Origin of the sequence: Microlunatus endophyticus (assembly GCF_014646195.1) — a bacterium.
GTDB lineage: Bacteria > Actinomycetota > Actinomycetes > Propionibacteriales > Propionibacteriaceae > Microlunatus > Microlunatus endophyticus.
Genome location: NZ_BMMZ01000002.1, coordinates 286671 through 310661 on the forward strand (window position 1 = coordinate 286671; position 23991 = coordinate 310661).

At 67.2% G+C, this 23991-nt stretch carries 29 protein-coding genes; 17 read left to right on the plus strand and 12 right to left on the minus strand.

All coding sequences use genetic code 11. The features are described 5' to 3' along the window. Positions 1–26: 26 nt before the first annotated feature. The 3 genes from IEY07_RS05020 to IEY07_RS05030 all read left to right on the plus strand — a co-directional run bounded on the left by IEY07_RS05020 (position 27) and on the right by IEY07_RS05030 (position 3088). Complete coding sequence (locus IEY07_RS05020; protein ID WP_188894076.1) at positions 27–749, plus strand: response regulator; 723 nt, start codon at positions 27–29, stop codon at positions 747–749. Beyond that, positions 749–2188, plus strand: a complete 1440-nt coding sequence (locus IEY07_RS05025; protein WP_188894077.1) for a HAMP domain-containing sensor histidine kinase — start codon at positions 749–751, stop codon at positions 2186–2188. Before IEY07_RS05020 ends, IEY07_RS05025 begins: the two co-directional genes overlap by 1 nt. Before the next feature lie 126 nt (positions 2189–2314). Next, positions 2315–3088, plus strand: a complete 774-nt coding sequence (locus IEY07_RS05030; protein WP_188894078.1) for a DUF4232 domain-containing protein — start codon at positions 2315–2317, stop codon at positions 3086–3088. Positions 3089–3109: 21 nt separating this feature from the next. Here IEY07_RS05030 and IEY07_RS05035 read toward each other — a convergent pair whose 3' ends face one another. After that, complete coding sequence (locus tag IEY07_RS05035) at positions 3110–3976, minus strand: aminoacyl--tRNA ligase-related protein (RefSeq protein WP_229669724.1); 867 nt, start codon at positions 3974–3976, stop codon at positions 3110–3112. A gap of 109 nt (positions 3977–4085) precedes the next feature. Continuing rightward, positions 4086–4358 carry a hypothetical protein gene (locus tag IEY07_RS24020; RefSeq protein WP_229669725.1) on the minus strand — a complete coding sequence of 91 codons (273 nt, stop codon included), beginning with the start codon at positions 4356–4358 and terminating at the stop codon, positions 4086–4088. A 230-nt stretch (positions 4359–4588) separates the two neighbouring features. Between IEY07_RS24020 and pyrH the strand changes: the two genes are divergently transcribed. Then, entirely contained in the window at positions 4589–5308 is a 720-nt protein-coding gene (pyrH, locus tag IEY07_RS05040) for a UMP kinase (RefSeq protein ID WP_229669726.1), read from the plus strand. A gap of 35 nt (positions 5309–5343) precedes the next feature. On the opposite strand, the gene IEY07_RS05045 is transcribed toward pyrH, so the two are convergent. Next, a complete protein-coding gene (locus tag IEY07_RS05045) occupies positions 5344–8013 on the minus strand; it encodes a glycosyl hydrolase (RefSeq protein WP_188894080.1) in 2670 nt (889 codons plus the stop codon). A gap of 393 nt (positions 8014–8406) precedes the next feature. Here IEY07_RS05045 and IEY07_RS05050 point away from each other — a divergent pair, with 393 nt between their 5' ends. Next, complete coding sequence (locus tag IEY07_RS05050) at positions 8407–9597, plus strand: PrsW family intramembrane metalloprotease (protein ID WP_188894081.1); 1191 nt, start codon at positions 8407–8409, stop codon at positions 9595–9597. On the opposite strand, the gene IEY07_RS05055 is transcribed toward IEY07_RS05050, so the two are convergent. Beyond that, positions 9571–10533: a D-2-hydroxyacid dehydrogenase family protein gene (locus IEY07_RS05055; protein ID WP_229669797.1), complete on the minus strand. Its 963-nt coding sequence runs from the start codon at positions 10531–10533 to the stop codon at positions 9571–9573. The two genes, IEY07_RS05050 and IEY07_RS05055, sit on opposite strands and share 27 nt — an antisense overlap. Before the next feature lie 34 nt (positions 10534–10567). After that, entirely contained in the window at positions 10568–11077 is a 510-nt protein-coding gene (locus IEY07_RS05060) for a DUF6328 family protein (RefSeq protein ID WP_188894082.1), read from the minus strand. Positions 11078–11174: 97 nt separating this feature from the next. Here IEY07_RS05060 and IEY07_RS05065 point away from each other — a divergent pair, with 97 nt between their 5' ends. The 6 genes from IEY07_RS05065 (at position 11175) to IEY07_RS05090 (ending at position 15300) form a co-directional block, all read left to right on the plus strand. Further along, the gene (locus IEY07_RS05065; RefSeq protein WP_188894083.1) at positions 11175–11528 is read left to right on the plus strand and encodes a hypothetical protein; all 354 of its coding nucleotides are present in this window, start codon (positions 11175–11177) and stop codon (positions 11526–11528) included. Positions 11529–11590: 62 nt separating this feature from the next. Then, positions 11591–12238, plus strand: a complete 648-nt coding sequence (locus IEY07_RS05070; protein ID WP_229669727.1) for an HAD-IA family hydrolase — start codon at positions 11591–11593, stop codon at positions 12236–12238. Between the two features lie 54 nt (positions 12239–12292). Next, a complete protein-coding gene (locus IEY07_RS05075) occupies positions 12293–12733 on the plus strand; it encodes a DUF6918 family protein (RefSeq protein WP_188894084.1) in 441 nt (146 codons plus the stop codon). A 53-nt stretch (positions 12734–12786) separates the two neighbouring features. Next, complete coding sequence (locus tag IEY07_RS05080) at positions 12787–13617, plus strand: SDR family NAD(P)-dependent oxidoreductase (RefSeq protein ID WP_229669728.1); 831 nt, start codon at positions 12787–12789, stop codon at positions 13615–13617. Between the two features lie 26 nt (positions 13618–13643). Then, complete coding sequence (locus IEY07_RS05085) at positions 13644–14030, plus strand: VOC family protein (protein ID WP_188894085.1); 387 nt, start codon at positions 13644–13646, stop codon at positions 14028–14030. Between the two features lie 187 nt (positions 14031–14217). Then, entirely contained in the window at positions 14218–15300 is a 1083-nt protein-coding gene (locus tag IEY07_RS05090; protein WP_188894086.1) for a 3-deoxy-7-phosphoheptulonate synthase, read from the plus strand. 36 nt (positions 15301–15336) lie between these two features. Here the strand turns inward: IEY07_RS05090 and IEY07_RS05095 are convergent, their stop codons facing one another. Beyond that, positions 15337–15702, minus strand: coding sequence for a hypothetical protein (locus IEY07_RS05095; RefSeq protein WP_188894087.1), 366 nt, complete (start codon positions 15700–15702; stop codon positions 15337–15339). A 44-nt stretch (positions 15703–15746) separates the two neighbouring features. On the opposite strand from IEY07_RS05095, the gene IEY07_RS05100 reads away from it, so the two are divergent. Continuing rightward, positions 15747–16220 carry a MarR family winged helix-turn-helix transcriptional regulator gene (locus IEY07_RS05100; protein WP_229669729.1) on the plus strand — a complete coding sequence of 158 codons (474 nt, stop codon included), beginning with the start codon at positions 15747–15749 and terminating at the stop codon, positions 16218–16220. Positions 16221–16231: 11 nt separating this feature from the next. Further along, positions 16232–16705, plus strand: coding sequence for a nitroreductase family deazaflavin-dependent oxidoreductase (locus IEY07_RS05105; RefSeq protein ID WP_188894088.1), 474 nt, complete (start codon positions 16232–16234; stop codon positions 16703–16705). On the opposite strand, the gene IEY07_RS05110 is transcribed toward IEY07_RS05105, so the two are convergent. Both IEY07_RS05110 and IEY07_RS05115 read right to left on the minus strand, forming a co-directional pair. Next, a complete protein-coding gene (locus IEY07_RS05110) occupies positions 16695–17942 on the minus strand; it encodes an RNA polymerase sigma factor (RefSeq protein ID WP_188894089.1) in 1248 nt (415 codons plus the stop codon). The genes IEY07_RS05105 and IEY07_RS05110 overlap by 11 nt on opposite strands. Further along, on the minus strand, positions 17932–18261 hold the full coding sequence (locus IEY07_RS05115) for a YciI family protein (protein ID WP_188894090.1): 330 nt from the start codon (positions 18259–18261) through the stop codon (positions 17932–17934). The genes IEY07_RS05110 and IEY07_RS05115 overlap by 11 nt, the downstream gene beginning before the upstream one ends. A 134-nt stretch (positions 18262–18395) precedes the next feature. On the opposite strand from IEY07_RS05115, the gene IEY07_RS05120 reads away from it, so the two are divergent. Continuing rightward, a complete protein-coding gene (locus IEY07_RS05120; protein WP_188894091.1) occupies positions 18396–18584 on the plus strand; it encodes a hypothetical protein in 189 nt (62 codons plus the stop codon). Then, the gene (locus IEY07_RS05125; protein ID WP_188894092.1) at positions 18584–19285 is read left to right on the plus strand and encodes a DsbA family oxidoreductase; all 702 of its coding nucleotides are present in this window, start codon (positions 18584–18586) and stop codon (positions 19283–19285) included. The genes IEY07_RS05120 and IEY07_RS05125 overlap by 1 nt, the downstream gene beginning before the upstream one ends. 146 nt (positions 19286–19431) lie before the next feature. On the opposite strand, the gene IEY07_RS05130 is transcribed toward IEY07_RS05125, so the two are convergent. Both IEY07_RS05130 and IEY07_RS05135 read right to left on the minus strand, forming a co-directional pair. Continuing rightward, on the minus strand, positions 19432–20178 hold the full coding sequence (locus IEY07_RS05130; protein ID WP_188894093.1) for a glycosyltransferase family 2 protein: 747 nt from the start codon (positions 20176–20178) through the stop codon (positions 19432–19434). 56 nt (positions 20179–20234) lie between these two features. Continuing rightward, on the minus strand, positions 20235–20798 hold the full coding sequence (locus tag IEY07_RS05135) for a GNAT family N-acetyltransferase (RefSeq protein WP_188894094.1): 564 nt from the start codon (positions 20796–20798) through the stop codon (positions 20235–20237). 585 nt (positions 20799–21383) lie between these two features. On the opposite strand from IEY07_RS05135, the gene IEY07_RS05140 reads away from it, so the two are divergent. Continuing rightward, the gene (locus IEY07_RS05140) at positions 21384–21611 is read left to right on the plus strand and encodes a hypothetical protein (RefSeq protein ID WP_188894095.1); all 228 of its coding nucleotides are present in this window, start codon (positions 21384–21386) and stop codon (positions 21609–21611) included. Positions 21612–21792: 181 nt separating this feature from the next. Here the strand turns inward: IEY07_RS05140 and IEY07_RS05145 are convergent, their stop codons facing one another. After that, complete coding sequence (locus tag IEY07_RS05145; protein WP_188894096.1) at positions 21793–22173, minus strand: type II toxin-antitoxin system VapC family toxin; 381 nt, start codon at positions 22171–22173, stop codon at positions 21793–21795. After that, a complete protein-coding gene (locus tag IEY07_RS05150) occupies positions 22170–22439 on the minus strand; it encodes a hypothetical protein (protein ID WP_188894097.1) in 270 nt (89 codons plus the stop codon). Before IEY07_RS05150 ends, IEY07_RS05145 begins: the two co-directional genes overlap by 4 nt. Positions 22440–22711: 272 nt before the next feature. On the opposite strand from IEY07_RS05150, the gene IEY07_RS05155 reads away from it, so the two are divergent. Continuing rightward, positions 22712–23986: a L,D-transpeptidase gene (locus tag IEY07_RS05155; protein WP_188894098.1), complete on the plus strand. Its 1275-nt coding sequence runs from the start codon at positions 22712–22714 to the stop codon at positions 23984–23986. Positions 23987–23991: the final 5 nt, after the last annotated feature.

Genomic DNA, 23991 nt, shown 5'->3' on the forward strand with positions numbered 1-23991 from the left:
CGTACGCGAATGGGGAAGGCGAACAGATGACATCGGCGGGAACGTTGCTGCTGGTCGAGGACGACGAGGTGATCGGCGAGGCGACTCAACTGAATCTCGAGCGGTACGACTACCAGGTCACCTGGGTCCAGGACGGCCTGGACGCGTGGCGCGCTTTCACCGAGCGCAGTACGGAGGACCCGTTCCAGATCGTCCTGTGCGACGTGATGCTGCCCGGATTGGACGGGATCAGCCTCTGCCGGCGGATCCGTGAGGCCGGCAACACCCCGGTGGTGCTGATCTCGGCGCGTACCGAGTCGATCGACATCGTCTCCGGGCTGGAAGCGGGCGCCGACGACTACGTCACCAAGCCCTTCGACATCCAGGTGCTCCTGGCGCGGCTGCGCAGCGTCTCCCGGCGTGCGGTGCAACCGGCGGTCTCCGACGCCGAGTCCGGGCAGGCGAGCCCGGCCGACGGCGACGAGCATCTGATCATCGGTGATCTCGATCTCGACCGCCGGGCGCTCGAGATGCGCCGCGGGGACAAGCTGATCAATCTGACCCCGACGGAGATGCGGCTGCTGCTCGAACTGGCCGAGCAGCCCGGCGTCGTACTCTCCCGTGCCGCCCTGTTGCAGCGGGTCTGGGACTATCCGGAGTGGGAGGAGGACGATCACCTCGTGAACGTTCATATCCAGCGATTGCGGACCAAGATCGGCACCGACCGGATCGAAACTGTTCGGGGATTCGGCTACAAGTTGCGCCGCTGATGGCCGGCCTGTCGATCCTGCGACCCGACGACGCAGCGGACGACCCGTCCGCGGCGGCGGCGTCGGAACCGACCCCCGACCCGACGCGCGAACCCGGGACCGGCCGGGGAGCGGGCCGGCGCCTGGAGACCGGCCTACGGGTCCGGATCGCGGCGACGATCGCCTGCATCGTCATCGCCGCGGTCGTGATCCTGACCCTGACCGTGCACCTGATGGTGGTGCAGAACCGGATCAACCAGCAACGGTCCGCCGCCGACAGCGTGGTCCAGGTGGCGATGTCGATCTACCGGGACCAGGGCGTGCTCACCTTCGACGCCCGGCTGGACGATCCGGGCGTCCCGGCCGAGCTGCGTGACCGGCTGGGCGCGCCGAACAGCCACGGCACCTACGTGAGCGGCCGGAGCACCCGCGACGTCTGGGCAGCCGGCCGGGTCGGAACCCACATCCTGAGCACCCACACCACATTCGCCACGGTCGACGACTCGGTACGCGCGGTTGACCGGGCACTGATCGTCGCGGGTATCGCGACCGTGATCGGCGCCTCGGCGGTGGGTGCGCTGTCGGCGAACCGGCTCTCCCGCCGGCTGCGCCTGGCCGCCCGCACCGCGCGGACCATCGCGGTCGCCGCCGCGACCCCCGGCCTGTGGCCTGGTGCGACCGGCGACGTGCCGAGGGACCGTACGCTGCGGGCTGCGGTAGGCGAGGGCAGTGACGAGGTGGGGGACCTGGCCGACGCCGTGGACGGAATGGCCGCCCGGCTCGCCGAACGCCTGCAGGCCGAACAACGCTTCACCGCAGACGTCGCCCACGACCTGAGAACGCCGCTGACCGGGCTCAATGCCGCTGCGTCGCTGCTCGACGACTCCCGTCCGGCGCAGATGGTCCGGGACCGGGTCGAGGCGATGACCAATCTGGTGGAGGAGCTGCTCGAGGTGGCGCGGCTGGACAGCCGGGTGGAGACCGCTCAGCTGGAGTACGCGATGATCCCCGGAATCGTGACCCGGGCGGTCCAGCGCGGCGTCGCCAAGGGTGAATTCCCCCAGGATTCGGTGATCGTGCGCACGCACAGCGGCGGAGAGGCGCTGCTGACCGATCCGCGACGTCTGGAACGGGTGCTGTCCAACCTGATCCGCAACGCACTCCAGCACGGCCGGCCGCCGGTGATCCTGGACGCCAGCGGGAGCCAGGTTGTGGTCACCGACTCCGGCGACGGGTTCAGCCCGGAATTCCTGGCGAGCGGGCCGCAGCGGTTCCGGCGGTCGTCCCCGAGCCGGGGCGGCGGCCACGGGCTCGGACTGATCATCGCCCAGGGCCAGATCGCCGTGCTCGGCGGCACGCTGCAATTCGACAACGCCCCCGAGGGCGGCGCCCGGGTCTGGATCGAGCTCCCCGGCGCACCACCGGGGCGCACTGAGGCGCACACGGACGCGCTGGAGTGACAAACCGGGCCGATGATCGGAGACTGAAGCTTCCTGAAGCTGATGCTGATGGGATTCCTGGGATCGAGAGCCGGCTGTGACACGGGTGAGACGTCATCGCTCGGCGTACGTCGTACTGTTCAGTCCATGAGCAGGACGACGCGACATCGATTCGCCGCACTCGCCGTGGGTGTGGCCGCCGCCGCGTTCCTGGCCGCTTGCGGGAACGGTGTCGAGGTCGGCGGTCCGGCCGCCGGTACCAGCCCACAGGGCTCACCGACCAGTGCAGCCAGCCGCTCGGCCGACTCCGAGAGCGCGAGCCCGACAGCGCCGGCGACGACCCGCTCTGCCACCCCGTCCAAGTCGCCGTCATCGGACGCCGGCTCGGGCAAGTCCGAGAAGCCCGGCAAGCACCGCACCTCGCAGAAGCCGGACAAGCCCGGCGACGAGACGAGTTCGGCTCCGTCGAACAGCGGGACGGACTCCGGGGGGATCGCGACCTGCACTTTGGGTGATCTGGACGTCACTGTCGACACTCCGGCCGGGGCCGGCGGTGCCGGCAGCCAGTACGTACTGCTTGGATTCACCAACACGTCCCCCGACCCCTGCGCGATCTACGGCTATCCCGGCGTCTCCTTCGTTGGCCACCACAACGGCACCCAGCTGGGTAAGCCGGCGGTACGCGACCGGTCCCAGTCGCCGCACACCGTGCGCCTGGCACCGGGGGCGACCGAGTCCGGGCTGCTGCAGATCGCCCAGGCGGCCAACTTCGACCCCCAGAAGTGCCAGCCGACGACCTCCGACGGCTTCCGGGTGTATCCGCCCGGCTCCTACACGGCGGCGTACGTGCCCTTCAAGGCGTCTGCCTGTCAGGGCAAGGTCGCGCAGCTGACGGTCTACCCGGTCGGCAGCAAGTCGTAGGGCAAGTCGCGACAGGGCGCGTCACAGGAGGTATGGGGCCTGGACCCGTCCGGTGACAGCGGCGTCCAATCGAGCCAGCAGATCATCGGCGCTGACCTGTTCCCGGCGCCCGGTGGCCGGCTCCTGGAGTGCGACCGAGCCGGAGCGGGTCTCCTCGTCACCGATCACACCGATCAGGGTGTTGCGCTCCAGCCGGGCACCCCGGATCCGGTTGCCGAGGGTGCCGTCCGGTGCGACCCGGACCCGCAGCCCGGATCGCCGGAGGCGGTCGGCCAGCCGCCGTGCGTGATCTTCGTGGCCCGCGGTCACCGGCAGCAGCACCAACTGGACCGGGGCCAGCCACAGCGGCAGCCAGCCGTCGGTGATCTCGAGCAGGAACGCGACCATCCGTTCCATCGCGCCGAGCAAGCCGCGGTGGATCATGGTCACCGGCTGCCGGGACCCGTCCGCGGCGATATATTCGAGCCCGAAACGGACGGGCTGGTTGAAGTCCAGCTGGACGGTCGACAGAGTCTCCTGGTGTTGCCGGGCATCGAGCACCTGGACGTCGATCTTGGGACCGTAGAAGGCGGCCTCGCCCTCGGCCTCCTCGACGCGCAGCGCGGGATGATCATGCTGGATCGACGACAGCACATTGCGCAGTTGATCTTCGGCAGTGACCCAGCGCTCGGCCTCCCCGAGGTAGCCGTCGCCCGGGCCGCGCCGGGACAGTCGGAGGTGATCGATCCGGATCCCGAGCAGCTCGTACGCCTCCAGCACCGCCTGCATCGCCAGCGCGACCTCGTCGGCGAGCTGGTCGGCGCGGCAGAAGACGTGGGGGTCGTCCAGGTTGATCTGCCGCACCCGGCTGAGCCCGGACAACACTCCCGATCGCTCCGACCGGAACATCGGCGCCAGCTCGTTGTAGCGCAGGGGCAGCTCGCGGTAGCCGTGCTACTCGGCTGCGTAGATCATCGCGTGATGCGGGCAGTTGGCGGGCCGCAACACAAGTTGATCATCACCGGTGTTGCCGCCGACCTCCATCGGCGGAAACATGTCGTCGCTGAACTTGGCCCCAGTGCCCCGATCGCTCGTAGAGCTCCCGCTTGGCCAGCACCGGTGAGTAAACTCCCTGACACCCGGTGCGGACGGCGACCTCGTGGGCGTACTGCTCCAACTCCCGGCGGATGATCGCGCCGGCCGGCAGCCACAAGGGCAGGCCCGAGCCGATGACGGTGCTGCCGGCGATCAGCCGCATGTTCCGGGCGAGTTCCCGGTGATCGTGATTCATGGAATGTCTCCTGTCGGTTCGGGAGTCCGCGGAGCCCGATCCAGGGCAGGTACGACAAAGCCCCGGAGTCATGACTCCGGGGCTCGCAGGCTGGGTTGGCTTGATCAGCTCAGCACGATGGGGCGCCGGAGGTCACCGGCGTCGTCGTGCTGTGCTGGAATGCCATGACCACTACGGTAGGGCCTGCACCGGAGACAGACAACCCGGTAAGAGACACCAGGAGGTACGGCGTGGGCCATCGGTACCGGCGGCTGGTCCTGAAACTCAGCGGCGAGGCGATCTCCGGCCCCTCCGGCTGGGGTGTCGACCCGGCAGCACTGCAACACCTGGCCGCCGAGGTGCTCGCCGTGCACCGGCTCGGCATCGAGGTTGCCGTCGTGGTCGGCGGCGGCAACTACTTCCGTGGTCGTGAGGCGGAGGAGTGGGGGATCGGCCGGGCCGAGGCGGACAACATCGGGATCCTCGGGACGATCATGAACGGGCTGATGTTGCGCGGCGCACTGACCGCGCTGACCGACGCCGACGTGCGGGTGATGACCGCGATCCCGGTGCAGAGCGTTGCCGAACCATTCATCCGGCTGCGGGCCGATGCGCACCTGAAGGTCGGCCGGATAGTGATCCTGGCCGGCGGCATCGGCCAGCCCTACGTGACGACCGACTACCCGGCGGTGCAGCGGGCCCTGGAGCTGGAGGCCGACGCATTGCTGGTCGCCAAGCGCGGTGTCGACGGCGTCTACGACAAGGATCCCAACCGGTACGGCGATGCCCGCCGCTTCCGCACTCTCACCTACGCCAGAGCGTTGGACCTGGGCGTCAAGATCATGGACACCGCGGCATTCGTGCTCGCTGATGATCATCGGCTGACGATGCATGTCTTCGACGTCGACGCCGCCGGTGCGATGACTGCGATCTGTCGCGGTGAGGACGTCGGCACCCTCGTCACGCCCTGATGATCACGTGGACGCCGGTCGCACCGTCGTGATCATCAGACCCGGGCGCGGAGCACCGGTATCCCGGGCAGACCCGAGCTGACTCCATCCAGCGCGCGGTCGAGATCCTGCATTGCGAACCGCCGCCCGTAGTGTTCCTGGCTCTGCTCGACCAGTTCATGGATCGCGGTGTCCGCCGACAACGCGTTGGCTGCGGTGTTGCTGACCAGCAGCTCGATCGTGTTGGCGCCGGCGTGCAGTTGTCCGCCGACATCGAGCACGTAGGGCGGCGCCCACAGCATGCCGCAGGGCTGGCCGTTGACGATCACCTGGGCCACCTCGCGGATCGGCGTGGTCAGCTGCACGCGGTAGGAGTTTCCGCGGACACCGTCGCGCTCGAGCGATCCCGCATCGATCGGGATACCCGCGCCGAAGTCGATCACGACCGGTCCAGACGCGAAGCTTGGGTCGAGCTCGAACGTCGTCCGGTAGCGGACGGTCCCGGAGAAGCTTTGCCGAGCAGGATCGGTCTCCCATCGGTGCGGCAGCGTGACGTCGGCCGGCTGGTCGCCAGGGAACTGCACCGACCACGATCTCAGCTCCACGATCCCTGAGCTCCCGACGATCCCTGAGCTCCCGACGATCCCTGAGCCCCCGACGATCCCTGAGCCCCCGACGATCCCTGAGCCCCCGACGATCCCTGAGCCCCCGACGATCCCTGAGTTTGTCGAAAGGTCGTTCCCGTGTCCTCCGACAAGCGCGGGGACCGGCTGGTCATGCAGGACGATCACCACCGACTGGTAGGGATGGAGATCAAGAGTGATCGAACCGCCGGATCCGGACGCGATGACGGCACCCGTCTCGGTTGACCACACTTCGTACGACGTCCGACGATCGCGCGGCGCGGTGTGCACCGTGCGCCGCAGGGGTCCGGTGTTGATCACCAGATGGATGTCGGCGTCGTCGAGCCGGCGATGCACCGACCCGATGTCACCGGTCGCGGGGAAGACCTGCAGATCCGGCCCGATCGTGTCGGCGATCCGTTCCACCAGTCCGTCGGCCGATCGCGTCCGGATCAGCGACCCGCCTGCTCGTCGGTGGTTTTCCAACCAGGCTTGGGTTCCTTCCGGGACCGTGCTGGTCGCCGGCAGGATGATCACCGGCACCGCAGCCGGGTCGAGCACCGTCAGCGCGTGGTCGTCGACGAGATCGAAGTCCCAGCCGTTCTCCCGGATCGCGGCAGGGATCGCCGGGTCGATGTGGCCGCGCGTCTCCCGCCACAGATCGAGCGATCCGGAGACCTCGTGGCCGAGCTTGGGGAATATGTCGTCGGTGGGGATGTAGATCAGCACGTCGGTCACCGGCCGTCCCTGGCGCATCAGCCAGCAGAGCCGTTGCAGGTAGCGAGTCAGCTCACCCATCGCCGGCCACCATGGGTTGCGATCGTCCAGTGCTCCGGCCGCGTAGAAATACCAGCCCAGCCCTCGATCGACTTGCGGTGAATACGGCCAGCCGTGTCCGATGAACTGGTTGATCCCGGCGAGCAGGTGCTCGTGCGCCTCACCCTTCAGGTCGAGCAGCGTTGCCCTGAACGACGGTGAATGCACCCAGGTCCAGGTCTCGGACGAGACGACGGGCAGCCCGTAGCAGTGGGCGGCCGAGGACGCCCACCGGGTCTGGGTGATCTCCTTCCAGCCGAATCCTTCTCCCTCGTAGAGATCGGCGAACCGGTAGCTGCTCACCGAGGCCGGCGGAGTGCCGTAACCCTGGATCCGGAACGGGACGCCGTGACCGGCTGCCCAATCCCGGAAGACGGCAACGAAGTTCTCTTCGTACAGCTCGGTCAAGGTCCGGTAGTAGTCGATCCGCAGGTGGTCGGAATCCTCGCCGGCGATGATCAACTGGTGCAGCCTGGGCAGCAACGGATACCCGCGCCGGCGCTCGAACTCCTCGGTCATCGCCGGTGTCCAGTTGGCCCCGTAGACCTCGAGACTGTCGCAGAAGACCGAACCGATCAGGTCCGCCGGCACCGCCGCGAGCAACGGCTCGGCGACGTGGTCCAGATGGGCCCGCGCCGCCGTGGCCGAGTAGTGATCAAGAACCGGTCCGTCAGCGCCGGCGGCAGCCCGCTTGACGACCTGGCCGGTGGGACGTGCCGAGACGATGATCAACTGACGCGGACCGCTGCCGGCAGGGATCCGCAGGGTCCCGTCGACGGCCTCCAGTATCGTGAAGTCTGCCGGTTCGCCGACGCTGCCCGGACCGAGGTAGCACGCCAGCACCCGTTCACTCGGCCCACCAGCACCGGACGGCGACCCGACCGTGCTCGCGGCTGGGATCGTTGCTGCGGCCGGCGGGATCTCGCGCCGGTCCCAGTGCAGCATGCTGGCGGCCAGTTCGGTGCCGATGTGCGGCCCGCCGAAGGACCAGCCGCTGCCCAGGGTCAGGTCGAAGCGCAGGCCGAGCTCGTTGGCCCGTTCGGCCGCGTACCGCAACTGCCCCAAGAAGGTGTCCGACAGCAGTTCGGGACTGTCCGGGCTGAGCGGATAGACGTAGGACACCTCGACGCCGCCGATCCCGGCTGCCGCCATCGCCGTCAGTTCGCGGTCCAACTCGCCGCGCTCGACATCCGGCCCGAACCACCACCAGCGCATCATGGGACGGCTGTCCGGCGGCGGATTCAGCCAGCCGGCGCGCAGATCGTCGAGGCTCTGACCTATAGGCATGCAGGACTCCCGTGTCGCTGACTGCTGTCGTGCGGGCCGGCAGGCGGCAAGCGCCGCACAGTGCCGTTGAATGGTTTCAATCGAGCAGCGAGTCTAGCCGACCTTGGCGTCGAACGCCTGGCGGGCGGCCCGGCCGCCGTCGGCGCCGGAACCGGGATGGGCGCCGCGATCGCCGTACGTTCGGCGGCATCGACGTGCTGGAGCATTCGCCGGCGCCGGTGATCACGAACTACCACCCGACGTTGCCGTCGCAGACCACGCCCGAGGCGGTGCAGTGCAACCACGCGCGACGAGGCGGAGGTGGTCTTCACCGCTGGCTAGGATCATCGCAACCGCGCCGGGTCGGTCGGCGAACCGGTGGACGGGAGCAGGCAAGTGGACGGGAGCCGGGCAATGGCACCACTCACCCCGAAGGCCATCATCGAGGGCCGTACGGGCAATCGGCCTGCGACCGTCCTGATCATCGGGCTGGTGCTCGCCGGCGTCGGTGCGCTGGCGGTGATGGGGGCGTACTTCTACTTCGACGGGGCCGTTCACACGGTCGTCGCGACGATCATGGCGCTCCCGGTCGGGGCGATCGTCGTGGCGGGGTTGCTGTACCTGGACCGGTTCGAACCCGAGCCACCGCTCAAACTGCTCTTCGCCTTCCTGTGGGGCTGCGGGGTGGCCGCGCTGATCGCCTTGGTCGTCAACAGCCTGGGCATCGTGGTGCTGAGCTCGGCCATCGGGGCCGCCGGCGGAAATCTGCTGGTGGCCTCGTTCTTGGGGCCCATGGTGGAGGAGACCCTCAAGGGGTCGGTCCTGCTGGTGCTGCTGTGGCGGCGGCGGGACGAGATCAACGGCGTCACCGACTGCGTGCTGTACGCCGGCATGGTCGCGATGGGCTTCGCCGTGATCGAGGACGTCAACTACTTCGCCGAGGCGATGGGGCGCTCGGGAGAGGCGGCACTGCTCACCTGGATCGTCCGCACGCTCTTCGGGCCGGTCGGACACCCGGCCTTCACCAGCGCGACCGCTGTCGGTGTGGCCTACGCGGCCACCGGCCGACGGGGCGCCAAGGGAGTGCTGGCGGTGATCGGCGGATGGTGCATCGCCGTCTTCCTGCACATGTCCTGGAATATCGGCAGCAGCTTCGGCCTGCCGGGGATCGCCGTCAGCCTGGTCTTCATCCTCGGCTGGATCGCGGTCCTGGTCGTCCTGCTGGTCCGCGACCGCCGCCGGCTGATCGGCACCATCCAGCAGTACCTTCCGCTCTACATCCCCTCGGGGATCGTGTCGGCTCCCGACATCGCGATGCTCAGCAATCTGCGATCCCGTCGACTGGCCCGACAGCAGGTCCGAGCCCGGCTGGGTGTCCCGGCCGCACGGGCCATGGCCGACTACCAACTGGCAGCGACCGAGCTGGCGTTGTTGCATGCCAGCGCCACGACCCGGACTGTGACGCCGCAGCGGTTCAATTTCCGCCAGCAGGGTCTGACGTATCTGATGGGCCAGGCACGCCAGGCGTTCACCCCGCCGGCACCGCTGCCGCGCGGCCCCTACCCGTACCAGGCGCCCTCAGAGCCGCCGCACGGGAGACCCTGAGCGCCACGCCAGGATGTCGTCGACGGCGTCGGCGAAGAACCGCCGGTAGGTGTCGGCGGTGACATAGCCCAGATGCGGTGCCAGCACGGTGTTGCGCACGGTTCGCAGCGGATGGTCCGTCGGCAGCGGCTCGACGTCGTAGACGTCCAGGCCGGCGCCGGCGATCCTGCCCTGGCTCAATGCCTGCACCAGTGCAGCTTCCTCGATCAGCGGCCCGCGCGAGCTGTTGATCAGATAGGCCGTCCGTTTCATCGACCGGAGATCGTCGGCGGTCAGGGTGTTCCGGGACCGGTCGGACAGTTTCAGATGCAGCGTCACGATGTCGGAACCGACCAGCAGCTGCTGTTTGGTGACCGGTGTGATACCGAGCGACCGGGCGTGATCATGATCAAGGTTGGGGGACCAGGCGACGACCCGCATGCCGAAGGCCAGGCCAATGGTGGCGACCCGCGTCCCCAACCGACCGAGGCCGATCACGCCGAGGGTGTGGCCTTCCAGGTCGATGCCCACTGTCGACTGCCAACCGCCGGAGCGGATCAACGCATCCTCGGCGGGGATGTGCCGGGCACAGGCAAGGATGAGCGCCCAGGTCAACTCGGCCGCCGAATGGGGTACGCCACCGGTCCCACAGAGCTCGATACCGCGGTCCCGTGCCGCGTCGACATCGATTGCCGCGTTCCACATCCCGGCGGTGACGATCAGCTTCAGGTCGGGGAGTTGATCAAGAACCTGGACGGGCAGCGCCGTACGCTCCCGGACCGCCACCACCACGTCCGCACCCGCCAAGGCCGCGATCAGCCTGGGACCTTCGAGGTGATCTTGGAGGAAGATCACCTCGGTATCCGGCCCGAGCGCGGCCCAATCGGCATACCCGGCGATCACCTGCTGATAGTCGTCCATCACGACCACCCGCAGGGGTCCCAGCGTCGTCGGCATCTGGTTCACCATCGGCATTCTGCCAGTCGGGCACTCAGTCGAGCGTGCCACCTGCCGGGCCACCCCGGGAGGTCAGCCGCAGCCGCAGCGGGACGCCGATCCACAGTGCTGCAGTGGCGAGGAAGATGACGACACCCACGACCCAGCCGAGCGGGAGTCCGAGCACCACGTCGAAGATCAACAACACCGTTCCGGAGAAGAGGATCGAGGACGCCACCAGGCAGATGATCAGGACCCGGTTGGACATCGAGACCAGATCGCCGATCCGATGCCGCCGAAAGAGCATCCGATGGGCGGCAACGGGTGCCAGGGCCAGGATCGACACCGCGGCCGCGAGCACCACCAGTCCCAGATAGATCGTCGTCTGAGCCGGGGAGAGCGTGCCGAACCGATTCTGGAAGGGAAGCGTCAGCAGGAAACCCGCCAGCAGCTGGGTGCCGGTCTGGGTGATCCGCAGCTCCTGCTGCAGGTCGTGCCAGTTGCGGTCGTAACGCTCCTGCTCGGTCTCGTGCCGTCCGCTGCCGGTCGGTTCCGGGTCGGTCATGGGCCAAGTCTGGCTGATCTGCCGCCCTGCGACCCCGCACCGTCACCCGGGATTTCACCCATGTCGCAGCGGCACTGTCGTGGGTACTCTCGATCCTGTGTACGCACGACGCGTACGCCAGCATGCTGAGCCCGGCGCAGTCGTCGCCGACGGACAGGAGGCAGCCATGAAGATCAGGACACTCGGCGTGATCGCCGCGGGGGCGGCGATCGGCTACGCCCTCAACACGGAGTCCGGACGGCAGAAGCTCGCCCAGCTCAAGGATGCCGGCGGCCGGTTCCTCGGACGCCCGGACGTCCAGGCTCGGACAGCCGACCTTGCCGACAAGGCCAAACAACGCACCGGAAGCCTCCCGCAGCCGGTACAGAACATCGCCAACCAAACGATCGACAAGGCACAGCAGGCGACCAGCCGCGCCGGCAGCAACGGCTCGGCACCCGGCCCGGCCTGATCGATCCTGGGGTTGTCCGGCACCCGGCTCGGTGCCGTACAGGCGTCGGCTACGCTCGCCGGGTGCCCGGCCAGTGGATCCTCTTCGACGTCGGTGGCGTCCTCGAACTGGTCGACGACGCGACCTGGCCCATCGCCTTCGTGGCCCGGTGCGCGGAGCGGCTCGGGATCAGCGCCGAGGAGTTCGAAGCCCGGCTCGCGACGGTGCGCCTGCCTGACGCTGGGACCCGAAGCGGTGTCGAGGAAGAGTTCTGGCGGGTCTACGGGGTGGCGGTCGGCGCAGATCACGGACAGCTGCGGGCCATCCGCGACGATTTCTGGGACGCCTACTGCGGACGGGCGAATGCTGAATTGATCGAATTCGCCCGGTCGCTGCTCGGGCGCGTCGGCCTGGCCATCCTGTCCAACTCCGCCGACGGTGCCCGCGAACAGGAAGAGCGCCGGTTCGGATTCTCGGCCGTCTTCGACCCGATCTGCTACAGCCACGAGATCGGCGTCAACAAGCCGGACGAGCGAGCCTTCCGGGCCACGCTGGATCGGATGGACGCCAGGCCGGGTTCGGTGATCTTCGTCGACAACCGCGCGGAGAACGTCGAGGCCGCCCGGGACCTCGGGTTGGTGCCGCTGCTGCACGTCGACAACCGGACGACGATCGAGGCCATCACCCGGCTGCTCGCGGACCTGCCGGCGGACGCCGGGAATCCGGTTTGATCACGACAGGCTGACGCTAGAGTCTGTTCGTCCGACCCGTCGACGAGGAGTCCCATGTCGCTGTCAGAGAAGTTGCTCGCCCCGCAGGTTCGGCCTGCTGTGATCGCCGATCTGGTCCATGTGGTCGATCAGGAGGTGAACGACAAGAAGGGCTTCTCCGGTGCTGCTGTGAAGGCCGGTTATGCAGCCGGCAAGAAGGTCATGCCCAACCTGGCCGAGCGCGCCCTGACCCGGATGCTGCCGGACTTCGCGACGGCAGCCGACCCGTTCTGGGACGACTTCCAGGCAGCCGGTGGCGGCGACTTCGGCCAGTATCTGAGCGGTCGGGGTCCGGAGGTGGCACAGGCTCTCGTCGCGGTCACCGACGACCGGGTCGCAGCAACCTCTCGGGAAGGGCTGAAGCGGGCGTACAAACCCTTGCGGGGCAAGGCGGTCGAGAATGTCCACGCCGCACTGCCACGGTTGGGTGCGGTGCTGCAGAAGCACGCCGGCTGAGGCGGAGCTCCGGGCGACAGGTCGCGGGTGGCCCCCGATAGCATTCGATCATCGTGATCACTGCATTGATCACGGACTCGATCACCGTGGTGAACCACCTGAGCCAAGGACCGCCGATGCCCGTACTGGATTCGTTCTCCCTTGCCGGCAAGACGGCATTCCTCACCGGCGGCAGCCGGGGGCTCGGCCGCGCCATGTCCCAGGCACTCGGTGAGGCCGGAGCGGCGGTCGCGTTGTCGGCCACCACACTCGACGGTGCCCGTCGTGCGGCGGGTGAGCTGCAGGATCTCGGCATCAACGCCTACGGCGTTCAGCTCGAGGTCTCCGACCGCGAGGACGTCGATCGTGCGGTCGCCGACATCACCGAGAACTTCGGCGAGATCGACATCCTGGTCAACAACGCCGGCGGTGGTGTCGGGGGCGCCGCCTTCGACGCCGCGGAGGACACCTGGCGGCAGGTGATGAGTGTCAACGTCGACGGCGTCTGGTACTGCTCCCGTGCGGTCGCCCAACAGATGGCCGGACGTGGTGGCGGAGTGATCATCAACATCGGCTCGATGTCGGCCTGGATCGTCAACCAGCCGCGCTGGCAGATCTCCTATCTGACCTCGAAAGCCGCGGTGCATCACATGACCGAAGGGCTGGCTGCCGAATGGGCGCCGTACGGGATCCGGGTGAACGCGATCGCCCCGGGCTACTTCCACACCGACAACTCGCCGATCTACGAGCCCGAGTACAAGCCGTACTGCGTCGACCCGGCACCGATGAAGCGCGGTGGTGAGCCGCGGGAGCTCGGCGGCGCCGTGGTGTTCCTGGCCAGCGAGGCGTCGAGCTTCATGACCGGTTCGATCGTCAAGATCGACGGCGGCTTCACGCTGTTCTGAACTGCTGGCACTGCCAGGATGGCGGTATGGCTGTCACTACACGGGTGTTGAGTGTCTCGTTGCCGGTCGCCGATCAGGACCGAGCGCTGGCGTTCTATCGCGACGTCCTGGGATTCGAGGTCCGGATGGACATGGAGCCATGGCCCGGAGCGCGGCTGGTCGAGGTCGTGCCGCCGGGATCGACGGTCGGGATCGTCCTGCTGCCGCTCGATACCGAACTGCCGATGGCCGTTCGGATGGGCACCCCGGACGCGGCCGCGGCGCACGCCGAGCTGCAGACGTCGGGAGTGACGCTGCACAACGACGAGGTGATCGAGCTGCCGGGAGTGGCACCGATGTTCTATTTCGCCGACCCGGACGGCAACGGACTGGTCTACATCCAGGAGGATTCCGCCGGTCAGGACCAGGACTGACCGCGGGGGTGTAGAGTTCCTGCCGTGTTCGGTCGTTGGTATCGCTATTTCGCGTCGGCTCTGGAGGAGCCCACGTCGGAGTAGTCCGCGACCACAGATCTTCCAGAGCCAACGGGACCAGGAGAAATCCTGGTCCTTCGTCATATCAGGCGGGCTCTGAAGATCGGTCCGCCGGAAAAGGACCCCGATGTCAACCACCCTGCAGGACCAGAGTCGGATCAGCGACACCCACGTCGCCGGCTTCCAGAGCCTGGCCACACCCGACGACGTCCGACGACGGCTGCCCGTTCCGCCGCGGGTCGAGGCGGTCGTTCGCCGCGGCCGCGAGGAGATCGCCGCGGTGCTCTCCGGTGCCGACGATCGATTGCTGGTGATCACCGGACCGTGCTCGGTCCACGACACCTCCGCCGCGCTGGACTACGCCCAGCGGCTCCGACCGCTGGCAGAGGCGTACGCGGATGATCTTGTCGTGGTGATGCGCAGCTACTTCGAGAAGCCGCGGACGACCGTGGGATGGAAGGGATTGATCAACGACCCGCATCTGGACGGAAGCCACGACATCGAGGCCGGGCTCGAGATCGCCCGCAGGTTCTTGATCGAGATCGCGACGATCGGCCTGCCGACGGCGACCGAGCTGCTGGAGCCGATCACCCCGCAATACATCGCGGAGTTGATCAGCTGGGCGGCCATCGGCGCACGGACGACGGAGAGCCAGATCCATCGACAGCTCGCATCGGGCCTCTCGATGCCGGTGGGCTTCAAGAACGGCACTGACGGCGACGTCCAGGTCGCTGTCGACGGAGCCGTTGCAGCCAGGAATCCGCAGAGCTTCCTCGGTATCGACGGCGACGGACGGGCGGCGCTGGCCACCACGACCGGCAATCCCGACAGCCACATCGTGCTGCGGGGTGGCCGGAGCGGACCCAACTACTCCACCGATCATGTCGCGGCTGCGATCCAGCAGGTCAGCAGATCCGGTCTGGAGCCGTACGTGATCATCGACGCGAGCCATGCCAACTCCGGCAAGGATCACCGGCGGCAGGCCGAAGTCGTTGCCCAGATTGCCGGCCAGATCGCGGCGGGGGAGCGGGGTATCGGTGGCGTGATGATGGAGAGTTTCCTGGTCGGCGGGGCACAGCCTCTCGAGGTTCCCGTACGCCATCCGCTGGTCTACGGGCAGAGCGTTACCGATGCCTGCCTGTCCTGGGAAGCGACGGCCCAGCTGCTCGGCGACCTTGCTGCGGCGAGCCGGGCCCGTCGGCTCGTCTGATCAGCGCAGATCTACTGACTGTCCACCGCTCGCCAGCTAGTGGAAGATCCAGTACCAGGACACAGCCATCGGGATCAGCCCGATCAGCACCAGCGGGTGGTACGGCTTGTGCCGGTTGAGCATCAAGATCATTCCAGCACTCAGCAGTCCAATCAGGCCGCTGAGCCCCCACAGCCCGATCACATCGGAATGCTCCATCCGGGACTTTCCACTGAAGATCAAATAGGAGTCCAGAACGGCCGAGATCAGGCCCATCACGAACACGACCAGCACCGACGCGAGCACTCGTTGGACGCGATCGAGGCTGATGGCCTCAGCTTCGCTGCGCGGTGTCATCTCGTCGCTCATCCCGCTCGTCGACCCGTAGCGCGCCGAGCGATTGCGGTCCTCCACGCCCACCATCCCGTTAGTAGACTAATAGTTAGTGCACATATTACACTGGCGGCGTGACCGATCAACAGACCACCGAGCCGCCGGACCTGTTGGCGCTGGAAAGTCAGGTGTGTTTCGCCCTGGCGGTGGCGTCGCGACGGGTTATCGGGCTCTACCGCCCGCTCCTGGAACCGATGGGACTGACCCACCCGCAGTACCTCGTGATGCTCGCGCTGTGGCAGCACGAGCCGCTGACCGTGCGGGAGCTTGCAGGCAAGCTGTCGTTGGAGTCGGCGACGCTGTCGCCGCTGTTGAAGCGGCTGGAGGCGATCGGCTACCTGACCCGGCCGCGGCATCCCGACGACGAGCGGGCGCTCCAGGTCGGCCTGACCCCCGCAGGACGCAAGCTGCGGGAGCGTGCCCTGGACATCCCGCCGGCGATGATGGCCAAGCTGGAGATGAATGCGGACGAGTTGCAGGACCTGCATCGACGGCTGACCGATCTGATCAGGCGGGCGACCGATGCTGAGGCGTCCGGGCTCCATTAGCATCGGCGGCCATGGGTGTGTTGACGCCGCTGGCCGTCCGGATCGGTGCGATCTCCTGGCTGCCGCGGTTGTTGCCGCAGATCACGTGGGTTGACAAGCGGCTGCAGTTGGCGAGCCGTGGCCGGCTCAGCCTGCTGAGGGTGGCCGGCCTTCCGAATCTGATGCTGAGCGTCCCGGGGCGTACCAGTGGGATCGAGCGCACCACGCCGTTGCTCTGCGTGCCCGACCAGGACACCTGGCTGATCGCCGGCTCGAATTTCGGCGGTCCGGTGATGCCTGCCTGGGTGCACAACCTCCGAGCGGCGTCCGCGCCGCGAATCCGACTTGCCGGGCGCGAGATCCCGGTCGTCGCGACCGAGCTCTCCGGCGATGATCGGGCCCACGCCTGGGCCGTGATGGTGCGCACCTGGCCCAACTACTCGCTGTACGAGATCCGCACCCGGCGTACGATCCCGGTCTTCCGGCTGACGCCGGTCAGTCAGTAGGCGGACGAACACCCAACTGAGCGCGACGGCGGCTGAGGTAGGCGGTTTCCGCGCTGTTGCCGACGAGCCCGATCGCGGTGTCGTACGCGGCCCGGGACTCCTGACTGTGACCCAGCCGTCGCAGGAGTTCGGCACGGGTCACGTGATAGGCGTGGTACCGGCCCAGCGACGGATCCAGGCGATCGACGAGTGACAGAGCGACCTCCGGCCCGTCGAGCTCGGCCACGGCCACGGCCCGGTTCAGTGCCACGATCGGCGACGGGTCGATGCGCAGGAGTTGGTCGTAGAGGGCGACGATCTGAGACCAGTCGGTGTCACGGGCGTCCGCGGCGTCAGTGTGCACCGCGTTGATCGCGGCGAGGATCTGATAGCGGCCGGGCGGGATCCCGGTCGCCAGCCGCGCTCGTACGATCGACCGCCCTTCGCCGATCACCGCGGCGTCCCAGGAGCCCCGGTCCTGCTCGTGCAGCGGGACGAGTTCTCCGGTGGCTGAAACGCGCGCGGCGTGCCGAGCCCCGGAGAGCAGCATCAGCGCCAGGAGGCCGGCCACCTCGCCGTCGTCGGGCATCAGTTCACGGACCAGCCGGGTGAGCCGGATCGCCTCGGTGGTGAGTTCGCGCCGTACCGGATCGGTGTCGGGCCCGGTTGCCAGATAGCCCTCGTTGAAGATCAGATACAGGACCGTCCGGACGCTGGCGAGACGGCCCGGAAGATCATCGGCGGACGGCACCCGGTAGGGGACTCGGGCCGCTCTGATCTTGGACTTCGCACGCGTGATCCGTTGGCCAAGAGCCGGCTCCTGGATCAGGAATGCACGGGCGATCTCGGGGACCGTCAGCCCGCCGACCAGTCGCAGGGTCAGCGCCACCCGCGCTTCGACCGACAGGGCAGGGTGGCAGCAGGTGAAGATCAACCGCAGCTGATCGTCCTCGATCGGCCCGGTCGGTTCGGGCGGTACGTCGTACATCTGTTGCGCCTGCTTCTGCTTGTCGTCGCGCTTGGTCTCACGGCGGATCCGGTCGATCGCCCGGCGGTTCGCCGTCACCGTCAACCAGGCGCCGGGATTGGGCGGTACGCCTTCGTCCGGCCAGCGGGCGACAGCGGTCGCGAATGCCTCGGCCGTGGACTCCTCGGCCAGGTCGAGATCACCGAACCGGCGCGCGAGGCCGGCGACCACCCGGGCCCACTGCTCGTGGTAGGTCCGGGTGATCGTCTCGTCGAGGTCGTCAGAGCTCAACGAACGGCCGGACTTCGAGCTTGCGGTTGCAGTGTTTGGACGCCTCGGCCCCGAGCTTCAGCGCCTCGTCGAGATCGGCTGCCTCGATGATCCACAGGCCGGCCAAGTACTCCTTCGTCTCGATGAACGGGCCGTCGGAGAACACTGCCGCGTCCGCCCGGTTGTCGATCACGGTCGCAGATTCGGGCGCGGCGAGTCCACCGGCGAAGACCCAGTGTCCGTCGGCGCGGAGCCGCTGGTTGAAGGCCGCCACGGCGGCCATCTCGTCATCGTTGGCTCGAGTGTTGTTATCGTCGATCACCGAAACCAGGTACTGCACAAGATCATCTCCTGTAGCTCGGCGGCACGAAGTTGCGCCGCGTTCACCCCGGCTACGAATTCGGGCTCCCGGATCCGACACCTGTGGGCAGGCTAGTCTCCGGCCGGGTATCACCGCGCGGGTATCGTTGCGGCATGCCTGACACGTCGGCTCCGACCATCCAGACGCCATCCTCCGAGATCCCATCCAGGGCGCTGACCCTGGAGCCTGCCGAGCGAGGACCGAATGCCTCGGCTGGAGCTGGGCCGGCCGTCGGCCGGTTCAGCTTCGTGGCCGGTACGGACACGTCAGGCGTCTGCGAGATCGAAGGGGAGTGCCGCTGATGAGTGAGCGCGAGCTCTTCGCCCAGGTGCCCGGGCGTCTCGGCATCGACATCTGGAGTGACGTCGTGTGCCCCTTCTGCTACCTGGGTGACACCATCCTTGATCAAGCACTGGGGCGGTTCCCGCATGCGGACTCGATCGACATCGCGTACCACAGCTTCCTGCTGATGCCCGACCTGTCCGACACCCCAGTTGATCTTGCCGAGCTGCTGTCCAGCCGTCATGGAATGTCCCGTGACCAGGCCGTTGCGATGAACGACAGTCTCGCCGCCCGCGGCCGCGAACTGGGTCTGGACTACCGGTTCGACCTCGCACAGGCCGTCAGCACCCGCAGCGCTCACCAACTCAGCCACTTCGCGGCCCAGCACGGAAAGCAGCACGCGATGGTTCGGCGGCTCTTCCGGGCGTACTTCACCGAAGGTCTCAATGTGGCTGATCATGGCGTCCTGGCCGGGCTCGCAGCCGAGGTCGGCCTGGACCCGTCTGCCGCACAGTCCGCCTTGGCGAGCGAGGCCTATGCCGCCGAGGTCGACACCGACATCCAGTACGCCGGTCAGCTGGGGATCACCGGTGTCCCGTTCTTCGTCTTCGGCGGGAAGTACGCGATCTCCGGCGCCCAGCCGGTCGAAGCGTTCGTCCAGACCCTCGACACCGCGTGGGCGGAGATCGTCGAAGGCGCAGTGCCGGATCCTGCCCGTTGATCATCCCTCAAGTGGCCGGCCAAGATCTTGTGCCCGCCAGTGGTCGGGTAACAGGGAGTCGCGTCCGACGCTCGAGGCTACCGGGCTGACCCGTCGGCACGAAATTCCGTCTCGGGCTCGATCCGTACCGATTCCGCGCCGGCTGATCACCCGGCGGATCTTCTGTCGCGCATCGCAGCAAGCCACCGATCGCGCCGGAACTCCTTCTCCGCCAGCAGTGCGCTGGACTCATCCGGGTATGACACCGCGAATGCGTGCATGATCATCGTGTCGTCGGCAATCACGTGCCGCAGCGCATGCGTCTGCATGACCCTGGTCATCAACTCGAACGTGTCGAGGAAGTCGTCGTGCGTGGCGTACAGCATCCGGGCGGAGGACAGCCCGACGTGTTCGACCACGGTTCGGAAGACCTGCGTGTTGCTGATCAACGCACAACAGGGATGCAGCCGGTTGAGGTAGAGCGCCGGGTTGTTTGCAACCTCCGCAGGCAGCGGAGTCTTGCCGTCCCAGGACAGCCGCGGCCCCGCGCCGAAGGCCTCCGAGTGCTCGGACAGCAGGGCCAGCAGCCGTGAGATCGTGCCGGGTCGGGTGAAGCAGATGTCGGCATCCAGGAAGAGGAACTGGTCGGCCCGATCGTTGTCGTGGTCGAGGACGAAACTCCGCAGCACCTCACCGTGAGAGTTGCCCGGCGTCGACGTCGAAAAGCCCGATGGAACGACGCGTACGCCATGATCATCCGCAGCGGCGAGCAGTCCGGCACGATCATCGGTGGAGCTGTTGTCGTAGACGGTCAGCTGCAGGTCGAGCCCCGGATTCTGGACGAAGAGCGAGCGCACCGCCAGTTCGGCGAATGCCGAGGTGTTGTGGTTGACCAGCACGGCAGCGATGCTCATCTGCGTCATCCTCACCGGTGATCGCTTGTTCGGCAACCACATTGATTCCGGGAGAGTCAATCGGAAGTGGGCCATTCGTCACGAAGCACCGCGTACATGAGACCGTCGTGCCAGGTGCCGTCGCGATGCAGCGCGGTCGCTCGACTGTGTTCCTCCCGGCGCATGCCGATCCGTTCCATCAGGTGCCAGGAGGGCGCGTTGTCGGCGAAACATCCGGCATGGACGCGCCGGACCTTCAACTGCCCGAAGCAGAGCCCGACCACGGCTCTGACCGCTTCGGTGGCATAGCCCTTTCCGCCGTACGCCGGATCGAACATCCAACCGAGCTCGATCTCGAGGCCTTTGGCGCGATCGGCGACGTCCGACTGAGCCCAGCCGTCACGCGGCATGATCATGATGTGCCCGATGATCGTCGAGGCAAACAGCACCATGACGTGGGTCGTCGTGCTGGATTGCGACTCCAACGCGGTACCGAGATCTTGCCGCGTGTGCGGCGCCCAGCCCAACCAGCGTTGGACCTCGGGCAGCTGCTCGTACGCCCACAGCGCGTCCAGATCTTCGGACTCGTAGCTGCGTAAGGACAGACGCTCCGTCTGCACTGGCCAATCGATCGCCGTCATCCGGTTGAGAATAGCCAGAATTCGCAGCGGCAACTGTCGGTGTGTCGCCGATCGGTGATGGAGCGGGCTCGACGACCTGACCGACTGCGGCGCTGGTCGCGCACCCGCGAAGGAAAGCGTCAGGAGCCATTGGCCGTCGAAGTTGTGATATGCAGGACCCCGATCCATGATCCCGCGCACCGACCGTTGGTGGACAGTAGAGACGTGGAGGAGTGATCGCACGGGCTCGGTTAGCCCTGGCGCGGCGTCATCGGTCTGTGGCGCACGTCTACGATCTTCATGTGGCAGTGGTACAGATCGACGGGCTCTCCGGATCCGGCAAGTCGACGCTGTGCACCGTGGGAGGGGAGCGGCGGCGTCGAACCGCCGCGCCACGCGGCTGAACAGATCGCGCTGTGGAACTTGTCGGCCGCGCTCGAACCGCTGCTCACGGCGCCGTTCGCCCAGAACTACGAGGACCTAGTGCAGCGAGCCGCCAACGACTTGTCAACGGCGACTCGTGATACTTAGGTCGAGGCTGTCTGAACGTCATCCAAGACTGGAGCAGACCACGTCATGAGCCCGTGTCGACCTATCCTCGTGGCCATGTCCAGCTACTGGTTCCGACGGAGATGGGGACGCTACTATCCCTGCTCGGCCGAGGGCTGGCTGCTGACGGCGATCGCACTTGCGATGAGCCTGGCGGGCGTCGCCGTGATCCTCGCCACCGACGCGAGCCGGAGCGGCGTCATCACCGGGATCCTGCTGATCTTCGTGCCGATCATCCCCTTCAGCGTGATCGTGCTGAAGCGCGCCGAGCCGAGGGACCGCTGATCAGCTCCGACTACCCGAAGCCGAGCAGGGGAGTCGGCCGCGATTGATCATCAGCCGGTCAGGCATCGTCAACGCTTGGCCGAGCGCAGTCGGCGCTGAGCAATCTCCGCTGCAATGCACAGAGTGTTACTTGACATAATGTAGCTTATCGGACAATCGCGGAGTGCGCTCAACAGGTTGCTCAGACGACCGCCAAGCCGATTGCGCGGGCGGATTCCTTGAGCCCCTCATCGAAGGTCGCAACTCGGGCAGACGTCTGCTCGGCAGTCAGCAGGACGCAGCAGCCGGGCATCTTCGACCGAGTGTTCGCGCGCAAGCGAGCCAACCTGGTCGCAGCGTCGTCGGGAAGTGCCGTCGTCGTGATGCCGAGCGCACGGATGTCGGCCAGCATCTGCTGGTCACGGTTCTCACGTGCCGCCCTCACGAGTACTTCGGCTTGGTTGATCGGGCCGATGGTCATGGGCTCGTCCGGGTTGACTGCGAAGACCTCTTCGGCGGCCTCGTGGTGCGCGTTGTTCGCATCGAACAGGGCCACGAGCACTCCCGCGTCCAATGCGATCACGCAGGCCACTCCGCCCGCAGGTCTTCGAGGTAGCCGGGCTCGTAAAGGCCGGTGTAGGAGCCGCTGATGCGACGCAGAGCGTCAAGGCGGCCGTTGCGGCGATCGGCGGATTCGGGCTCGATGCTCTTGAAGCCTTCCTCGATCAGGTGCCGCAGGAGTCGAGCCGGTTTGTCATGATCCTCCGGCCACTTCCGGGCGGCGGCGCGCAGCGCCTCGGAGACCTCGGGTGTCTCGGTCACCGCGTGGCGGGTCTTCGTAGTCGGCACATCTCAAGTGTAACACCGCGCCCTGGTGTCACACCCGCCGGCGATAGGCGCTGAGCAAGGAGCCGCATCGCCACGGCGAGCTCATCGCGATGATCGGCGGCATCCCGCGCAAGGTGCTGACCGGGAATCTCGGCGAAGCAGTACTCGTTTGGCCACAATGAGGTCACATCTGGGCAACGGCGGCAGCGCCGGGACGACATTTGATCCCTTCAAGCCCGATATTCCTCTCTGTACCAATTGCGCAGGCACCGAGATGAGACGAGTGAGGCAGTATGCCGGTCGGGGGACGTACGAAGGCTCTGGGTGTCGGCGCTGTCGCGACCTTGTTGATCGCCGGGGTCGGACTGACCGGCTGTACGTCGTCGGTCGTCGAAGGCGATCACCCGTCGGTCTCCCCCGCCGGCTCGTCATCGCCGAGTCCGTCCCCGACAGCCGGTTCGTCGCCCGCCTCCGATCCGTCGACGGCAGCTCCTGCGACCTTGCGGGTCAACGTGTCCAAGGGCGCGGACGGCGTCAAGGTCGACAAGATGATCCAGGTGACCGCTGTCAACGGCACGCTGTCCAAGATCACGGTCAGCGGCCGCTACCTTGATCACGGCGTACGGAAGAAGGCGACGATTTCCGGCAGTCTGAACGACGCCAAGACCCACTGGAAAGCCTCGGACCTGCTCGAACCGGGCGGCAGCTACACGCTGAAGGCCACAGCCGTCGGGGCGGACGGCCACACCACGACGACCTCGCGGAAGTTCACCGCCGAGGACCTCGGACTGGACCAGCAGATCTACCCCTCATTCGTCAGCCTGGGCACCAAGGTCGGCGTCGGCACTCCAGTGGTGCTGACCTTCGACCGCCCGGTGACCGACAAGGCGGAATTCGAGAAGCACCTGCATGTCACCAGCACGCCCAGCCAGCCCGGCAGCTGGCACTGGTACAGCGACACCGAAGTGCATTGGCGCCCGAAGACGTACTGGAAGCCCGGTACGAAGGTCACCGCAACGGCCGACCTCAACAGCGTTCCCGCGGGCAACGGTGAGTACGGCCAGCAGAATGCCAGCACCAGCTTCACCGTCGGCAAGTCGGTGATCACCAAGGTCAACCTGAAGACCGACGTCGCCAAGGTCTACGTCGACGGCAAGCTCGCCCGCAAGATCCTGGTCAGCGGCGGCAAGCCAGGCGACGAGACCAGCAGCGGCACGACGGTGATCACCCAGAAGCTCACCAACTACACGATGACCTCGGAGATGATCGGGCTGCCCAAGACCGGGCCCGAGTCCTACTCCCTGGTCGCCGCGTACGCGATGCGGATCACGACCTCCGGGCAGTTCCTGCACTCGGCTCCGTGGAACACCGGCTACTTCGGCAACACCAACGCCAGCCACGGATGTGTCGGCATGAGCGTGGCCGACTCGGGATGGCTCTTCGATGAGGCGCTGCCGGGCAGCCCGGTAACCGTCACCGGGACCAGCCGCCCGCTGGAGGGCCAGAACGGCCTGACCGACTGGAACGTCAGCTACCAGACGTACGCCGCCGGCAGCGCCTTGCGGTGACGGGG

Bases quoted from the DNA above. Each gene is read 5' to 3' on its own strand.
- IEY07_RS05105 (WP_188894088.1), top strand. From the start codon at position 16,232: ATGGGTGTGTTGACGCCGCTGGCCGTCCGGATCGGTGCGATCTCCTGG.
- IEY07_RS05050 (WP_188894081.1), top strand. From the start codon at position 8,407: ATGGCACCACTCACCCCGAAGGCCATCATCGAGGGCCGTACGGGCAAT.
- IEY07_RS05085 (WP_188894085.1), top strand. From the start codon at position 13,644: ATGGCTGTCACTACACGGGTGTTGAGTGTCTCGTTGCCGGTCGCCGAT.
- IEY07_RS05120 (WP_188894091.1), top strand. From the start codon at position 18,396: ATGCCTGACACGTCGGCTCCGACCATCCAGACGCCATCCTCCGAGATC.
- IEY07_RS05045 (WP_188894080.1), bottom strand. From the start codon at position 8,013: ATGCCTATAGGTCAGAGCCTCGACGATCTGCGCGCCGGCTGGCTGAAT.
- IEY07_RS05020 (WP_188894076.1), top strand. From the start codon at position 27: ATGACATCGGCGGGAACGTTGCTGCTGGTCGAGGACGACGAGGTGATC.
- IEY07_RS05155 (WP_188894098.1), top strand. From the start codon at position 22,712: ATGCCGGTCGGGGGACGTACGAAGGCTCTGGGTGTCGGCGCTGTCGCG.
- IEY07_RS05095 (WP_188894087.1), bottom strand. From the start codon at position 15,702: ATGGTGGGCGTGGAGGACCGCAATCGCTCGGCGCGCTACGGGTCGACG.
- IEY07_RS05140 (WP_188894095.1), top strand. From the start codon at position 21,384: ATGTCCAGCTACTGGTTCCGACGGAGATGGGGACGCTACTATCCCTGC.
- IEY07_RS05090 (WP_188894086.1), top strand. From the start codon at position 14,218: ATGTCAACCACCCTGCAGGACCAGAGTCGGATCAGCGACACCCACGTC.
- IEY07_RS05035 (WP_229669724.1), bottom strand. From the start codon at position 3,976: ATGTTCCGGTCGGAGCGATCGGGAGTGTTGTCCGGGCTCAGCCGGGTG.
- IEY07_RS24020 (WP_229669725.1), bottom strand. From the start codon at position 4,358: ATGAATCACGATCACCGGGAACTCGCCCGGAACATGCGGCTGATCGCC.
- IEY07_RS05125 (WP_188894092.1), top strand. From the start codon at position 18,584: ATGAGTGAGCGCGAGCTCTTCGCCCAGGTGCCCGGGCGTCTCGGCATC.
- IEY07_RS05025 (WP_188894077.1), top strand. From the start codon at position 749: ATGGCCGGCCTGTCGATCCTGCGACCCGACGACGCAGCGGACGACCCG.
- IEY07_RS05135 (WP_188894094.1), bottom strand. From the start codon at position 20,798: ATGACGGCGATCGATTGGCCAGTGCAGACGGAGCGTCTGTCCTTACGC.
- IEY07_RS05055 (WP_229669797.1), bottom strand. From the start codon at position 10,533: ATGCCGACGACGCTGGGACCCCTGCGGGTGGTCGTGATGGACGACTAT.
- IEY07_RS05060 (WP_188894082.1), bottom strand. From the start codon at position 11,077: ATGACCGACCCGGAACCGACCGGCAGCGGACGGCACGAGACCGAGCAG.
- IEY07_RS05130 (WP_188894093.1), bottom strand. From the start codon at position 20,178: ATGAGCATCGCTGCCGTGCTGGTCAACCACAACACCTCGGCATTCGCC.
- IEY07_RS05030 (WP_188894078.1), top strand. From the start codon at position 2,315: ATGAGCAGGACGACGCGACATCGATTCGCCGCACTCGCCGTGGGTGTG.
- IEY07_RS05075 (WP_188894084.1), top strand. From the start codon at position 12,293: ATGTCGCTGTCAGAGAAGTTGCTCGCCCCGCAGGTTCGGCCTGCTGTG.